The 14,198-nt window shown below is 60.5% G+C and carries 15 protein-coding genes; 10 read left to right on the plus strand and 5 right to left on the minus strand.

Annotated elements, in window-relative coordinates:
- Positions 1-1,482, minus strand: coding sequence for a sensor histidine kinase (locus tag AC3ISI_RS08835; protein ID WP_489336475.1), 1,482 nt, complete (start codon positions 1,480-1,482; stop codon positions 1-3).
- 241 nt (positions 1,483-1,723) lie between these two features.
- On the opposite strand from AC3ISI_RS08835, the gene AC3ISI_RS08840 reads away from it, so the two are divergent.
- From AC3ISI_RS08840 to feaR, 9 genes are all read left to right on the plus strand, one after another.
- Positions 1,724-2,887: an acyl-CoA dehydrogenase family protein gene (locus tag AC3ISI_RS08840; protein ID WP_489336477.1), complete on the plus strand. Its 1,164-nt coding sequence runs from the start codon at positions 1,724-1,726 to the stop codon at positions 2,885-2,887.
- 26 nt (positions 2,888-2,913) lie between these two features.
- On the plus strand, positions 2,914-3,285 hold the full coding sequence (locus tag AC3ISI_RS08845; RefSeq protein WP_007945348.1) for a hypothetical protein: 372 nt from the start codon (positions 2,914-2,916) through the stop codon (positions 3,283-3,285).
- 3 nt (positions 3,286-3,288) lie between these two features.
- Complete coding sequence (locus AC3ISI_RS08850) at positions 3,289-3,759, plus strand: nuclear transport factor 2 family protein (protein WP_489336479.1); 471 nt, start codon at positions 3,289-3,291, stop codon at positions 3,757-3,759.
- Positions 3,756-4,904 (plus strand): amidase, encoded by a 1,149-nt coding sequence (locus tag AC3ISI_RS08855; RefSeq protein ID WP_489336480.1) that lies wholly within the window; start codon positions 3,756-3,758, stop codon positions 4,902-4,904. The genes AC3ISI_RS08850 and AC3ISI_RS08855 overlap by 4 nt, the downstream gene beginning before the upstream one ends.
- A gap of 23 nt (positions 4,905-4,927) precedes the next feature.
- Complete coding sequence (locus AC3ISI_RS08860; protein WP_489336481.1) at positions 4,928-6,211, plus strand: aromatic ring-hydroxylating oxygenase subunit alpha; 1,284 nt, start codon at positions 4,928-4,930, stop codon at positions 6,209-6,211.
- Positions 6,208-6,708, plus strand: a complete 501-nt coding sequence (locus tag AC3ISI_RS08865) for an aromatic-ring-hydroxylating dioxygenase subunit beta (RefSeq protein WP_489336482.1) — start codon at positions 6,208-6,210, stop codon at positions 6,706-6,708. The genes AC3ISI_RS08860 and AC3ISI_RS08865 overlap by 4 nt, the downstream gene beginning before the upstream one ends.
- A gap of 11 nt (positions 6,709-6,719) precedes the next feature.
- Complete coding sequence (locus AC3ISI_RS08870) at positions 6,720-7,460, plus strand: SDR family NAD(P)-dependent oxidoreductase (protein WP_310335076.1); 741 nt, start codon at positions 6,720-6,722, stop codon at positions 7,458-7,460.
- A 182-nt stretch (positions 7,461-7,642) separates the two neighbouring features.
- Complete coding sequence (locus AC3ISI_RS08875) at positions 7,643-8,590, plus strand: PDR/VanB family oxidoreductase (RefSeq protein WP_489336483.1); 948 nt, start codon at positions 7,643-7,645, stop codon at positions 8,588-8,590.
- Between the two features lie 152 nt (positions 8,591-8,742).
- Complete coding sequence (gene feaR, locus AC3ISI_RS08880; RefSeq protein WP_489336485.1) at positions 8,743-9,660, plus strand: transcriptional regulator FeaR; 918 nt, start codon at positions 8,743-8,745, stop codon at positions 9,658-9,660.
- Positions 9,661-9,795: 135 nt separating this feature from the next.
- Here the strand turns inward: feaR and AC3ISI_RS08885 are convergent, their stop codons facing one another.
- A complete protein-coding gene (locus tag AC3ISI_RS08885) occupies positions 9,796-10,425 on the minus strand; it encodes a response regulator transcription factor (protein WP_007945336.1) in 630 nt (209 codons plus the stop codon).
- 258 nt (positions 10,426-10,683) lie between these two features.
- Here AC3ISI_RS08885 and hpaC point away from each other — a divergent pair, with 258 nt between their 5' ends.
- Positions 10,684-11,196 (plus strand): 4-hydroxyphenylacetate 3-monooxygenase, reductase component, encoded by a 513-nt coding sequence (gene hpaC / locus AC3ISI_RS08890; protein WP_489336487.1) that lies wholly within the window; start codon positions 10,684-10,686, stop codon positions 11,194-11,196.
- 128 nt (positions 11,197-11,324) lie between these two features.
- Here hpaC and AC3ISI_RS08895 read toward each other — a convergent pair whose 3' ends face one another.
- From AC3ISI_RS08895 to AC3ISI_RS08905, 3 genes are all read right to left on the minus strand, one after another.
- Positions 11,325-11,582 carry a bacteriocin immunity protein gene (locus AC3ISI_RS08895; protein WP_489336489.1) on the minus strand — a complete coding sequence of 86 codons (258 nt, stop codon included), beginning with the start codon at positions 11,580-11,582 and terminating at the stop codon, positions 11,325-11,327.
- Positions 11,563-12,912, minus strand: a complete 1,350-nt coding sequence (locus tag AC3ISI_RS08900) for an S-type pyocin domain-containing protein (RefSeq protein ID WP_489336490.1) — start codon at positions 12,910-12,912, stop codon at positions 11,563-11,565. The genes AC3ISI_RS08895 and AC3ISI_RS08900 overlap by 20 nt, the downstream gene beginning before the upstream one ends.
- Before the next feature lie 263 nt (positions 12,913-13,175).
- A complete protein-coding gene (locus AC3ISI_RS08905; protein WP_489336492.1) occupies positions 13,176-14,198 on the minus strand; it encodes a phosphotransferase enzyme family protein in 1,023 nt (340 codons plus the stop codon).

The raw sequence follows: 14,198 nt of genomic DNA on the forward strand, positions 1-14,198 counted from the left end.
TCAGGCGGGAGTGGCGAGGGGAAGGGAGAAGGTGAACACCGCGCCACAAGGCTCCAGGTTCTGCGCCCAGATATCCCCGCGATGGCGGCCGATGATGTTTTTGCACAGCGCCAAGCCAATGCCGTTGCCGCTGACCTTGGACGAGAAAAAACCGTCGAACAGCTTGTCTTGCTCCAGCGCCTGAATCCCGCGTCCGCGATCTTCAACCCGTACCAAAGCAACCTGTTCATCACGGCTCGCGTGAATACGCAGCACCCGCCGCTCGGGTGCTAAATCACTCATCTCTTCGATGGCATTAAAGGCCAGGTTGAGGATGACTTGGCCGATCAAAACCTTCTCGCAACTGATCAGCAGCGGTTCAGGGCTGGTGATAATCTCGACCTTGATCCGGCTCGGGTCGGCACGCAGGCTGATGAAGTATCGGGTTTCGCGCAGCAGCTCGTTGAGGTCAATCAGCTCTTCGGATTGCTCCAGCTTGACCACGTATTCGCGCACGCTTTTGATGATCAGCGAGGCGTGCTCAATTTGCCGCACCGCGTTCTGCAAACCCCAGGCCACGCCTTGGTCGTTGCCTTGATCCTTGCCAAGGCGAATCACCGCGCCTTCGATGAAATTACGCGTGGCTGCCAGCGGTTGACTCAGTTCATGGGCAATCGCCACGGCCATTTCGCCCATGGCGTTATAGCGCGCCAGGTATTCCAGTTTCTGCTCGCTGACCCGCCGGGCTTCTTCGGCGCGCACCTGTTCGGTGACATCGCGAAACAGTAGCAAATAGCCGACCAAATCATCCTCAATCTCGATATAGCGGCACGTCGCGTGGTGCCAGCGCCATTCACCGTCTCGCCGCTGCAAGTGATAGTGAACGCTGAACGGCGTGTGTTCCGGCGGCTCGCAGGACATCTGTTGCAGCAGGCGCAAGCGTGAAGTCTCGTCGCACCAGTCCAGGAAGTTTTCGCCAATCAGCGACTGATCTTCGCTGTTGAGCAGTTGCACGGCGGAGTCGCTGATAAAGCGGATATCGCCTTGTGGTCCGAGCACCGCAACGCCTTCGGCCAGGTCCTGCATAAAGGCTTTGAGGCGGCTTTCGAAGCGCTTGAGGTCTCGTTTGACCTTGTCTTCCTTGGAGATGTCGCGGAACTGCACCATCAACACATCGCGACCGTCCAGGTGCACCAGCGTCGCCACCGCTTCCGAGAGGATTTCCACCCCTTGCTTGGAGCGATAACACCACTCGATGGCGCGTTGGCCGGTGCGCGCCGCGCCTTCCAGCCAACGCAGGCCGACCGAGCGCCGGTACTGCGGCGCATTGCTGGTCATGTCCGGGGCTTTGAGCGGTGTCAGTTCTTCGAGGGTAAAGCCCAGCGCCGTCAGGGCGGCGGCGTTGGCCCACAGGATCTCCTTGCTGTGGGCGTCGTGAAGAATGATGCACAGCGGCATGGCTTCGATCAAGGCGTAGAAGTCTTTCGGTTTTGGCAGATACATCGCGCAGCCCTTGGCGGCAGAGGGGTCGACTACAGATGAAGTCGAAGTATGGCGTTTTATACCGGCTTGCGCCCGGCGATGCGCTCAGAGGTTACCGGGGGCGGGCTAGGGGTTTTCTTTAGTCGGGGGGTTACACGCCCCAATAGTGGCGAGCGGATGCGGTTTTTACACTGAACCCATCAACGGTCGCCACGCCCCCAGGCAGGCTCCGTCTAATAACAAGTCAACGGAGATCAAGCCCATGCTGCGTTCAGCTACCGCGCAGAAAGACCCTCTGCCAGGCGTCGACGACACCAGCGTCCACCGCCAGGAATTTCAGCAGGTGCTGGATGAAGTGCGCCAACGTCGCGATGAATTCGACGCCGGTTCCCACGTACCACGGGACATGATCGAACGCTTCAAACAGGTGGGCATCTACCGCGCTGCCACGCCGAAATGCTTCGGCGGTGATGCGCTGGCGCCAGCGCTTTTCCTGCAGATGATCGAACGCATCTCCGAAGCCGACGGTTCCGCCGGCTGGGTCGCCAGCTTCGGCAGCGCTGGCGTTTATCTTGCCGCTTTGCCGCCAGAAACCCTGGCTGAAATCTACGCCGACAGCCCTGATCTGGTGTTTGCTGGCGGCCTGTTCCCATTGCAGCCTGCTGAAGCGGTCGATGGCGGCTGGCAGGTCAACGGCACCTGGAAATTCGCCAGCGGCTGCAAAGGTGCGGACCTGCTGGGTGTCGGCATCGGCGCCGCCGGCGGCAAGCCGCGCACTGCTGTGTTCCGCGCGGATCAGGTCGAGATCATTGAAAACTGGGACGTGGTCGGCCTCAAAGGCACCGGCAGTCACGACCTGCGCGTCACCGGCAAACACGTCGATGAACGTTGGACCTTTATCCGTGGCGGTGCCGCGACCATCGACGAGCCGCTGTTCCGCTACCCGTCGATTGCCTACGCCGCGCAAGTGCTGGCCGTGGTCAACCTCGGTCTGGCTCGCGCTGCTCTCGATGAAGTCAGCCGCATGGCTGCTGGCAGCGGCATCACCGGTGCGCCGAAAATGGCCGACCGCGCTTACGTGCGCATCGAAATCGCCAAGGCCGAAGCGCAACTGGCCGCCGCCCGTGGCTTCTTCTACAACGCGACCGAGCAGGTGTGGAACTCGATTCTGGCCGGCAACCCGGTCACGCCTGAGCAAACCAGCCTGTTGCGGCTGTCTGCGATTCACGTGTCCCAGGCCGGTGCGGCCGTGGTGCAGAGCGCTTATAGCCTCGCCGGCACCACTGCGATTTACCTGCGCCACCCGCTGCAACGCTACCTGCGCGATTCGCTGGTGGTCACTCAGCACGCATTCCTCAGTGAAGGCCTGTACGACGGCGCAGGTTCCGTGTTCCTCGGCGTATCGCCATTCCCTGGCTACATCTGAACCCACTCTTTCAAGGATCAAACCCAATGACCCAGACCACTCAAGAGCCACTGCGCGTCGTCTTCTGCATCGGCATCACCCAGAACTTTTTCGACCTTCCAACCGGCGAAGGCCTGAGCGTGTGGAAAGGCTTCAGCCAAATGATGGGCTCGCTGGGCGCCATGCCTGGCATCACCGTACTCGGCGCGATGGACGATGACCGCTTGATGGTCGGCCCGTCCACCACTTCGCCGTGGACCGTCTACATCATGGCCGACGTCGACTGCCACCAATCGGTAATCGATGCCTGCAACCTGTTCCGCACCACGCCGGTTAACGAATACAGCCTGTGGCGCTACGCCAAGGTCGAAGCGCGCATCGGTCGCCCACTGACCATTCCTGACGCTGCCAAGGTTTAAACCATGAACGAGGCCTTGCTGCAGCGGCTTGAAACGCTGGAAGGGGAGAGCCAGGTGCGTCGCTTGATGGCGCGCTATATGGACCTGTGCGATGTGCCGAGGGCGCCGACCTATGTCCGCGAATTGGCGGAGCTGTTCTGCGTCGATGCCATCTGGGAAGGCGTCGGCACCCAGACCGCGCAGACCTTCGGTCAGCACCATGGGCGCGACGCGATAGCGGCATTCGTCGGCGGCTATTTGCCGCCCTCGGATCACTTTTGCCTGAACCTGCATTACCTCACCAGCGAGGCGATCACGGTCGACGGCAGCAAGGCCCAAGGGCATTGGATCATGCAGCAGGTTTCCACCTACGCCGATGGCCGCAGCGAGTTGTTTGGCACACGCCTGAACATCGATTTCCGCTGTGTCGACGGCGTCTGGCTGATCGCGCATTTCCGTACGCAACGCTTGTTCAATACGGGGTTGGGCGCATGAGCACGTTTATCAGCGAATTCTTGATCGGTGGCAGCGGCAAACGGGTCGCGATCAAAGACTCCATCGACATTGCCGGGTATGCGACTCGTTCGGGCAGTCGCGCGTTTGCAGATGCGGCGCCGGCCACCCGCAATGCCGACGTCGTCGACGCGATTCTCGACGCGGGCTGGCAAATCGTTGGCAAAACCAACATGCACGAGCTGGCGTTTGGCGTCACCGGCATCAACGACTGGACCGGCACACCGATCAACCCGCAAGCGCCTGATCGCGTACCGGGAGGTTCCTCCAGCGGTTCGGCCGCCGCAGTCGCGGCCGGTTTGGCGGACATCGCCCTCGGCACCGACACCGGCGGCTCGGTGCGTGTGCCGGCGGCGTGCTGCGGCATTGCCGGGTTGAAGCCGACTTATGGTCGCGTCAGTCGGATCGGCGCGCATCCAGCGGAGTCGAGCCTCGATTGCGTCGGGCCGTTTGCCGCGGACATGGCGGACCTGATCGCCGCGATGCAAGTGATTTGTCCTGGATTTCAGGTTCAAGGTTTGCCGTCGGGCAATGCCTCCGTCGGCTTCCTCGAAGTCGACTGCGATCCGCATCTGCAAGCGAGCCTCGGCGCCGCCGCTGACCGCGCTGGCTGGCGTCGCGGCAATCTGCACTTGAGCGAATTCGAAGCGGCGTTCGCTGCCGGTTTGACCGTGATCAATTTTGAAAACTGGGCCGCGTTCGGCCACCTCACCGGCAAAGGCCTGATCGGTGCGGATGTCGAGCAACGCTTGTTAGCCGCGAGCCGCACCAGCGCCGCCGACCTGGCGCAAGCGGAGAAAGTCCGCGCGCGTTTCAGCCAGCAAGTGGACGCCGCACTGGAGCAGTTCGCCGTGCTGCTGTTGCCGACGATGCCGAGCCTGCCGCCAACGCTGATCGAAGCGCGCAGCGCGAGCAAAGCCGTGGCCGGCATGACCCCGCTGGTTCGGCCGTTCAACCTCAGCGGCCATCCGGCGCTGACGGTGCCGGTGGAACTGGATTGCGGCGGGCTGAAGGTCGGCCTGCAGATTGTCGGCCGTAAAGGTCAGGACGAATTGGTCTGCGCCTTTGGTGCGCAGCTGCAACAGAGCATGACCGGTGAACGGTCTGGCTCTAAATCGAAATCATAAGAACACGCCATGAGGAGAACCGCATGAGCACTCATGAATACCGGCTGATCGCATCATCGAAAAGCCCCGACGAATTGGTCAGTCACGACCGCGTCGACGTCTCGCTGTACAACGATCCAGCATTGTTTGAAGCCGAGCTGGACAAGATTTTCTACCGCACCTGGGTGTGGGTTGCCCACGAAAGCGAAGTGCGCAATTCCGGCGACTTCAAGACCGCCACCATCGGCCGTCGCCCTGTGATCGTTGTTCGCGACAAAAAGAACAACATCAACGTTCTGGAAAACCGCTGCCGCCACCGTGGCGCCACCGTGTGCGAGAAGCACAAAGGCAACGCCACCGGTTTCACCTGCCCGTACCACAGCTGGTCGTATGGCCTGGACGGCAAACTGCGTGCGCTGCCATACCCGGACGGCTACGAAGGCATTCTGGAAAAGACCGAGTTGCCGCTGACCAGCCTGCGCGTGGAAAGCTATGCCGGCATGGTCTTCGCCAGCTACAACGACGAGATCGAACCGCTGGAAGACTTCCTCGGCGGCGCCAAGCACTGGATGGACCTGTTCATGAAACAGGGCGCCGGCTACCCAATCAAGACCCAGGGCGAACACAAGTTCAGCTTCAAGGGCAACTGGAAGATCCAGCTGGAAAACACCACCGACGGTTACCACTTCCCGATCGTGCACAAGTCGTTCATGTCGTCGGTGGATGAAGAAACCTCGGAAATGCTCTCGTTCATGACCGACGAGCAAGCGGTCACCCACTCGCTGGGCAACGGCCACAGCGTGATGGTGATGGTGCCGGAGCACGTCGACCTCGATCACGACGACGGCACTGAACAGCTGCAAGAACGCTTCGCTCACGTCACCGAAGAACTGTCGAAAACCATGCCGGCGGATCAAGTGCGTCGCATTGTACGTTCGCTGCACGGCGCTGGGTTCAACCTGAACCTGTTCCCGAACGTGGCGATGTCGATGTCGTTCTTCCGCGTGCTGCGCCCGGTCTCGGTCACCGAAACCGAAATCCGCCATGTCGCCCTCGGCATGGACGGCGGCCCGGAAATCGCCAACCGCGAACGCATGCGCATTCACGAACACTTCCAGGGCCCGTTCGGTTTCGGCAGCCCCGACGATGCCGAGGCCTGGGACCGTGTGCAGCGTGGCTCGTACGCCGGCGTCGATGCGCCAATCCTGGTTAACCGCGGCCTCAATCGCGAAATCACCGCCGAGAACGGCGACAAGGTCAGCCACGCCACCGACGAGGGCGGCATGCGCGGTGCTTACGACATGTGGAAGAGGATGATGAGCCAATGAGCAATCAAGACACCCTGAACGGTTTTTCCGGCCCGTTGGCCCTGGCCATCGAATTCATCTGGCGCGAAGCCGAACTGCTCGACCACAAGGACTACGCCGAATGGGCGACCTTGTGGAGCGAAAGCGGCAAGTACATCGTGCCGATCGACCCGGACACCGAAGACTTTGAAGCCACGCTCAACTACGCCTACGACGATGCGCGCATGCGTGACTTGCGCATCGAACGCCTGACCGCCGGCTACTCGCCGTCGGCGGTGGACGCGGCGAAAACCATCCGCACGGTCTCGCGTTTCCGTCTGGTTGAAGCGGCCGGCGACCTCGTTGAAGTCAATTCCGCACAGGTGTTGTACGCCTACAAGCGCGGCGTGCACACGCCGTTCGTGGCCGACCTCAACCACCGCATTCGCATTGTCGATGGTGTGGCGAAACTGGAACGAAAGGTTGTGCGCCTGATCAACTCCACCGACAGCCTGAGCGCGCTCGGCTTCCTGCTATGAGGGCCGCCACCATGAACCGAGTAGCCCTGGTGACCGGTGCTTCGCGCGGTCTTGGCGAATGCATCGCTCGTCGCTTGCACGCGGCCGGCTATCGCGTCGCTCTCGCTGATGTGCGCCTCGACGGCGTGCAACAGTTGGCAGCGGAACTTGATGGCAGCGGCGCGACTGCCGTCGCCATCGAGCTGGATGTGCGTAACAAGGCCGATTTTGTCCGTGCCCGCGACCTGCTCGCAGAGCGTTGGGGCGGTACTGACATTCTGGTGAACAACGCGGGCCAATCGAAAGTGGCCGCGCTGATGGACATCACGCCTGAGGAATTCGACGAGTCGATGGCGATCAACCTGCGCGGTACGTTTGTCGCCTGCCAAGTGTTCGGCGCGCACTTTGCCGAACGCGGCTTTGGTCGCATCGTCAACATCGCCTCGCTCGCCGGTCAGAACGGCGGCACCGCCACTGGCGCGCATTACGCGGCGGCCAAGGGCGGCGTGGCGACGCTGACCAAGGTCTTTGCCCGTGAGCTGGCGCCGCAAGGTGTGACGGTCAACAGCATCTCGCCGGGTCCGCTGGACTTGCCGATCGTGCGCGAAACCGTGGCCCCGGAGCGACTGGAGCAGATTCTGAAGATGATCCCGGCCGGCACCCTCGGCGCCCCGGAGTACATCGCCGACAGCGTGTTGCTGCTGATCGCCGAGCACGCCGCCTCGGTTACCGGCGCGTGCTGGGACATCAACGGCGGCTTGTTTATGCGCTGAGCAAGTTCATGGCGAACCAAACCTGTAGGAGCTGGCTCGCCAGCGAAGGCGTCCTCACTGGCGATGCAAGTCTCAAGGTCGCCTTCGCCGGCAAGCCGGCTCCTACAGGTGTTCGTCACGTTAAGAGCAGGGTGCCCACGGGTGCCGCGATAACAAAAATCAACCGTATTTCAGGTGATGCAATGATGAAGGTGAGGATCGAAAGGATCGTCGACGAAGCGCTGGATATCCGTTCCTTTCGCCTCGTGCGCAGTGACGGTCAGCCGCTCGACAGTTATGAACCGGGGGCGCATGTCGACCTGACCGGGCCGACCGGGGTGACCCGTCAGTATTCGCTGTGCAGTCCGCCGCAGGATCGCCGCGCCTATCTGGTCGCCGTGAAGAAAGAAGCGCAGTCGCGTGGTGGTTCCGCAGCCCTGCACGAGGTGGAAGAGGGCATGGAGCTGGAAATGGGGGCGCCACGCAACCTGTTCCGCCTCGACCCGACTGCCACCGAACACGTACTGTTTGCCGCCGGGATCGGTGTTACGCCGCTGCTTAGCATGGCTTATCAACTGGCAGACAGTGGTCAGCCATATCGCTTGCATTATTTCGCCCGTTCGCCGGAGTACGCAGCGTTTTCCGCGCTGTTGGCCAGCACCTTTGGCGATCATGTGCAGTTTCATTACGGCGTCGAACCGGCCGGCATGGACGCGGCATTGACCCAAAGCCTGGCTCAGGCCGGCAGCGTCGCCCACGTCTACACCTGCGGCCCCGCGCCGTTCATGAATAAAGTAGTGGAAGTGGCCGCCCGCAGCCGCAGCGAAGACGCAATTCACCTGGAACACTTCCAGGCCGATCCCGCCGCCCATGCCGGGCCGAGCGGTGGTTTTGAAGTGGAACTGTCCAGCTCGGGCGTGGTACTTCAGGTGCCGGCCAATACCAGTCTGGTCGACGTGCTACAAGCCCACGGCTGTGACATCGACACTGAATGCCGCGAAGGCATCTGCGGCACCTGCATCGTCGAGGTGCTGGACGGGGTTCCGGAACACCGCGACAACTGTTTGTCGAGCAAAGAGAAGGCGGGCAACAAGCAAATTTGCGCCTGCGTTTCGCGAGCGCTTTCCGCTCGTCTGGTATTGGACCTGTAAGGGGCGAAACCCCTGGAAACATTGCGTGGGAGTCGATTAAATCGGCGGCCCACGACCGTCTAGGGAGGCGACGGTCAGTACCCGGAATTAATCGAACCGCTCGACGAAGCGGTCGAAAAATAACAATAAAACTGACGTGAGGCCCTGCGGTCATGAGTACTACTTCGGCGGTGCGCAACGATGCATTCGAAAGTTGGTTAAGCCAGGTCAATCAGGCCTGTGGGCGCTTCGACGCCCGCGCACTGGACGCGAATTTTTACGGTGAACTGGCAGAATTTCGCAACGGCGCGATCAACCTCAGTGTGGTCGACATGGCCCACGTGCATCTGTATCGCACCAGCAAAGACGTCAGCACCAGCAGCGACGGCCATTACTACGCAGTGTTCCAACTGCGCGGCAGCTCGCAACTTGAACAGGGCGATAACCGCGCCCTGTTGGGCTGTGGCGACATCGCCCTGATCGACGCCAGCCGTCCCAGCGACATGACCTATAACGATGATTCCCGGCAACTGTCGCTGATCCTGCCGCGTCAGGTGGTGCAGCGTGGTTCGCACTTCAACGCCGTCAACTGCGCCACGCGTATTTCGGCCAGCACACCGTTGGCCACACTGGCCAACCGCATGGTGCTGGAGACCCAGCGCCAGGAAGGGCTGGAGATGCAGGAAAGCGAAGCCGTACTCGACGCATTGGTCAGTCTGCTATTGCCGGGGATCAGCGCGCGCGACGCCAGCGTGGATGCCCACGAGCGGCAATTTCGCAAAACCATCGCCTACATTGACGAGCACATCAGCGACGAAGAACTGTGCCCCGAGCTGATTGCCCGGGAGGTGGGCATGTCGGTGCGCGGTCTGTACCGGATGTTTTCCAAGCGCGGCCTGGTGGTGGCGCAATACATCAAGCATCGTCGCCTGGATTTCTGCGCCGAAAACCTGCGACGTTCCGATGTCGAGCAGAAGCTTTCAGCCTTGTGCTACGCCTGGGGCTTCTCGGACTCCAGCTATTTTTCTTCGGCGTTCAAATCACGCTTTGGCGTCTCGCCGGGCGAGTATCGCAAGCGCTATAGCCACTGACCGCGTCATCGTTCAATCGCGGGCAAGCCCGCTCCCACAGGGAATTATGGTGTTCACAGATCCTGTGTACACCACCGTGCCTTGTGGGAGCGGGCTTGCCCGCGATGGCGGCCTGAAGACCGCCGAAGAATACACTCAGTGCCGCGCCGGCTCATCCACCGGCAAATGCAACACCTCGCGCACCAGCATGGCAATGCTGCTCACGCCCATCTTTTCCTTGATCTTGGTCCGGTGCACATCAACGGTCTTCACGCTGATGTTCAGCTCGCGGGCGATGACCTTGCTGGCCTTGCCATCGATCACCAGCATCAACACTTCCCGTTCCCGGCTGGTCAACAGCGCGAGCTTGCCTTGCAGGTTCTGACGCTGCTGCTGATCGGCCTGGGCATGCACGGCGGTCTTCAGCGCCGCCTGAATGCGGTCGATCATTTGCTGCGGGTTATACGGCTTCTCGACGAAATCCAGCGCACCGTTTTTCATCGCTGTGACCGACATCGGAATGTCGCCATGGGCCGAGACGAAAATCGTCGGCAGGGTGCTGCCGCGTTGGTTGAGGATCTCCTGCAATTGAAAACCGCTGGTTTCCGGCATGCGCACGTCCAGCACTAGACACGCCGGCTGCTTGGGATCGTACTGGCTCAGGAACTCTTCAGCGCCGGCAAAGCATTGCGCCTGCACACTGACCGACTCCAGCAGCCAGGCGAGCGAGGTGCGCAGGTCTTTGTCGTCATCGACGATATAAACAATCGGTTTGCGGGTTTCCATCAGGGACTGCCACGAGAAATTCTATTTATTGTTATCGCACGCATGCACGTTGCGGCGGACTTGCGCCTATGTTGGCGCCTCAAAGCAGGATACCCATTGCTAAGGGCCCTGACGATAAAGAAACCACCTAGTCGACTAGCGGAAAGCCCACCTCATCATGGGGATCGTCAGAATGGTTGCGGGCAGCGCCGGGCCTTAGTCTTGTTCCATTACCAAGGGCCGCGCAACGACGGTCCTCCTGAAGGAAGGGGCACCGACATGGCCGACCTGAGCCAGCAGCAAATCGACTTTCGCAACGCCATGGCGCAGCTGCCTGCTGCGGTGAACATCATCACCACCAACGGCCCCGGCGGACAATGCGGCATCACCGCCAGCGCGGTGTGCTCGGTCACCGACTCACCGCCCACCGTGCTGGTCTGTGTGAACCGCAATAGCGCGACCCATGATGTGTTCCGTACCAACGGCCATTTATGCGTCAACGTGCTGTGCGGCGAACAGGAAGACCTGGCCCGCCACTTCGCCGGCATGACCAAAGTGTCGATGGCCGAACGTTTTTCCTGGGATTTGTGGGACGAAGGCGACACCGGCGTGCCGTTGCTGCGCGATGCGCTGGTGCAGCTGGAAGGGCGGATCACCGAGTGCAAGGAAGTCGGGTCGCATTCGGTGATGTTCGTTGAATTGTCGAATGTTGGTGTGCGCGCAGAGAGGGATAGCCTGGTGTATTTCAACCGGTTGTTTCATCGGCTGGAGCATGCGGGCGCGCATTGCTGAGACACCGCGTTATCGTTCTTCGCGGGCAAGCCACGCTCCCACAGTAAGCCGCGCCGGCCTGGACTACGCGGTCAATTGTGGGAGCGAGCCTGCTCGCGATAGCGATGCCAGTTCGAAGCACTGCAAGGCTATTCTTCTCTGAACCCTGGCAAACCTTGAGCTGCTCGCCATTTCTTCACAAGATGCGTAATACCTTCGTTTGAGTTATCCGCACCGTCTTCGGGGTAGTAAATGAGGTCAGTTCCATCGGGATGTTCTGTAAGTTCGCAAAATTGCTTCAGCAACGGATCGAGAACCTCATCCGGTGCGTTTTTGTTTGCGGCCCGGATGTTCTGCATCAGTTGAATGAACTCTGCTTCGGTGAAATCAGAAAAGTTTGTTTTCATGGCCCTGATTCCTGTGAACATCAATATGGTTTCTAGGGGTGGTAACCCTTAAGTTATCTATGTTGTAGACCTCTCCGCCTTTTGAGATCCATTTGACATGATGCAATTCGAAAGAGCTTTTTCCTCCTACCGCATCTCTGTAACGAGCCTTTGGAGCGTTGCCGTTACGCATGCGCTCTATGTTGTCAGGATTGAACTGACTACATAGCTCGGCATCATTTTCTACAGCGGTCCAAAACGCTCTTCTGAATGCATCAAAGTCTTTAAAGTGTTGTCCGCGCAGCTCATCAGCAATCCGCGTTGGAATGGGCGAACCCAGCCCGCTACCAGCCCCAGCCAGCCAAACACCCGCCACATCTTCACCCACCCCCGTGACTCCACCCGGCTCATACCGAGCATTGAGCACGATGTAAATCGGCTCAAGCCCCGCATCGGCCGGAAACCAGATGATTGCATCCTGATATTCGGGCGGGTGTTGCGGGTTCACCAGTATCTTGTCAGCCTGCTCGGTGGGCGGGTACACCCAGATCGTCGGCAGCAGCGGGGCGCCTTCCAGTGCTGGAACTCCCGGTACGTCGTCAGGATTCGCTGCAGGCGTCCAGGTCAGACCAATGCCACTGCCGAGGTCAGCGACAAATTGCTCACCTTGCTGGCTGGCTTTGATGACCGGGACGAATTCCCAGTCTTTTTTCCCGCCGGTGTAGAAGCCGTAAGCACTGACAGAGCCATCCGGCAATGTCTTCACGTTGACGCGCACTCGGGTTCGTCCCGCGTCCAGCTCCGCGTATTGCTCGTTTTTGTAGAAGGCGCTGTCGGGTGAAAGGTCGGTGTTCGGCATCAGCAGGGCGACGGTCCCGACTGCAGCCCCCGTCGCCACCACCGAACCTGTCAGGGACAGGGCCAGCGAACCGCCTAGGCGCTGGGCAAGCGCATTCCCCGTGACCGAACCGGCCACCCATCTGAGCGGAATACCTTCGGCGGTAATCGTCGCACCGGTGCCCAATACCGCCCACGATCCGTAGTCGGCCAATCGTTCGACTGGGACAAAACCGGCGGGGTTGTTGTGGTTGATGATGCCGTCCGGAAGGTTGCAGCTTTTGGCGAACACGCAACCTTGGGTTTTGAGTTGTTTGCGTTGTTCGATTTGTTTGAGCCAGCGCTCTTCAAAGGCCTGTTGCCGGGCGAGCATGTCGTCGTAGGTCTTTTGCCGTGCCTCGCGCTCGGCGATTTCGGTCGAGGTCATGTCTCGCAGGTAACGGACACCGGTCCCGCTACCGCCGTTACCTGTCACATGCTCCCAAACCTGGGGGATGTCCTTGTCGCGTGCCATAGGCGTCCTTTTCCGCGTGTGACCAAAGCAGCTCCGAACCTATCCGGGAAGCTCAGGTGTTGGCGTTAGGACGTTTCCTAAAAGCAGCGCTGAAATTTCCTATTTCGTGGTGTTGCAGGTTGCGCGGGTGGTGAGTCAGTAGGACCGCGTTATCGTTCATCGCGGGCAAGCCACGCTCCCACAGGGTTTTGCGCGGTACACAAATTTTGTGTCCTCCGTAAAACCTGTGGGAGCGTGGCTTGCCCGCGATAGCGGACTATCAGTCACCGCACCTGTTGCAGATATTCCCTAGCCAAATGGCAAGCCCGCTCAATCAACATCGGCGCCATTTCAATAGCCGTCGGCGTACCTTTGCGGGTATGAATCCAGCCCAGGTACGTGGTGCCACGCAGCATCAGAAACAGGGCCAGCGTCTCGCGATCAGCCTCGGTCAACGGCTTAACCGCGTCATACCCGGTCAGCAACGCCGCTTTGATCTGCTCATAGCGCGGATCATCCAGGCAGAAGTACAACGCCGTCGCCAGCTCGAACATGTGCCAGCCAAACCCGGCATCATCAAAGTCGATCAGCCGCAGCTGCGGGCCTTCAATCAGCAGATTCTCCGGCACCAGGTCCGCGTGAATCATGCCGAAGTTGTCCAGATTCCGGCCGTAACGACGCAAGTCGCTGCGGGCATGGCGACGGGCCTGTTGCAATAGCTCACGCTGCTCGTCGGTAAGCTGTTCCAACTCCCAGAACCGCCCCCAAAACGGATTGGCACCGATTAATCCGTCCTCATCCCAGGCATGCCGCACAAACTCGTCCGGCTGCTGCCAACCCGACGCATGCGAATGAATGCGCGCGGCAATGGCGCCCGCTTCGGCAAACAGAAAATCAATCTCCGTATCTGCCTGGACCCCGGCTTCAGAGGTGCCCGCCGTCGCGCCCGGCAGCCAAGCGAGCATGTCGATGTGGCGCGGTTCGCCGATGTCGGCATGCAGCACTTCGACCAGATGCTGCTCGTTACGCGCGCGGATAATCTGCGGCACGGTGATGCCGGCGGTGGCCAGCGCTTCCATCCATTGCAGCTCGGAACGCAGCGCCGCCTCGCAGTGATAGCCATTGCGGTGGATGCGCAGGGCGACGCGCTGGCCGTCCTCGCGCCGGGCGGAGAACACAGCGTTTTCGCGAAATTTCACCAGTTCTATCTCGCCAAACTCGCCGTCCCAGTGTTGCAGGGCATGGCGGGCGAGGTCGTGCAGTTTGGCGACTTGCTGGTCGTGGCTCAGGGTGTGGAATTCAGTCAT

Source organism: Pseudomonas sp. GL_139_B, assembly GCF_057834475.1.

Excerpts from the sequence above, each read along its gene's own strand:
- AC3ISI_RS08900 (WP_489336490.1), bottom strand. The coding sequence starts at position 12,912 with ATGGCACGCGACAAGGACATCCCCCAGGTTTGGGAGCATGTGACAGGT.
- AC3ISI_RS08840 (WP_489336477.1), top strand. The coding sequence starts at position 1,724 with ATGCTGCGTTCAGCTACCGCGCAGAAAGACCCTCTGCCAGGCGTCGAC.
- AC3ISI_RS08835 (WP_489336475.1), bottom strand. The coding sequence starts at position 1,482 with ATGTATCTGCCAAAACCGAAAGACTTCTACGCCTTGATCGAAGCCATG.
- AC3ISI_RS08855 (WP_489336480.1), top strand. The coding sequence starts at position 3,756 with ATGAGCACGTTTATCAGCGAATTCTTGATCGGTGGCAGCGGCAAACGG.
- AC3ISI_RS08885 (WP_007945336.1), bottom strand. The coding sequence starts at position 10,425 with ATGGAAACCCGCAAACCGATTGTTTATATCGTCGATGACGACAAAGAC.
- AC3ISI_RS08870 (WP_310335076.1), top strand. The coding sequence starts at position 6,720 with ATGAACCGAGTAGCCCTGGTGACCGGTGCTTCGCGCGGTCTTGGCGAA.
- AC3ISI_RS08875 (WP_489336483.1), top strand. The coding sequence starts at position 7,643 with ATGATGAAGGTGAGGATCGAAAGGATCGTCGACGAAGCGCTGGATATC.
- hpaC (WP_489336487.1), top strand. The coding sequence starts at position 10,684 with ATGGCCGACCTGAGCCAGCAGCAAATCGACTTTCGCAACGCCATGGCG.
- AC3ISI_RS08860 (WP_489336481.1), top strand. The coding sequence starts at position 4,928 with ATGAGCACTCATGAATACCGGCTGATCGCATCATCGAAAAGCCCCGAC.
- feaR (WP_489336485.1), top strand. The coding sequence starts at position 8,743 with ATGAGTACTACTTCGGCGGTGCGCAACGATGCATTCGAAAGTTGGTTA.
- AC3ISI_RS08905 (WP_489336492.1), bottom strand. The coding sequence starts at position 14,198 with ATGACTGAATTCCACACCCTGAGCCACGACCAGCAAGTCGCCAAACTG.
- AC3ISI_RS08845 (WP_007945348.1), top strand. The coding sequence starts at position 2,914 with ATGACCCAGACCACTCAAGAGCCACTGCGCGTCGTCTTCTGCATCGGC.
- AC3ISI_RS08895 (WP_489336489.1), bottom strand. The coding sequence starts at position 11,582 with ATGAAAACAAACTTTTCTGATTTCACCGAAGCAGAGTTCATTCAACTG.
- AC3ISI_RS08865 (WP_489336482.1), top strand. The coding sequence starts at position 6,208 with ATGAGCAATCAAGACACCCTGAACGGTTTTTCCGGCCCGTTGGCCCTG.
- AC3ISI_RS08850 (WP_489336479.1), top strand. The coding sequence starts at position 3,289 with ATGAACGAGGCCTTGCTGCAGCGGCTTGAAACGCTGGAAGGGGAGAGC.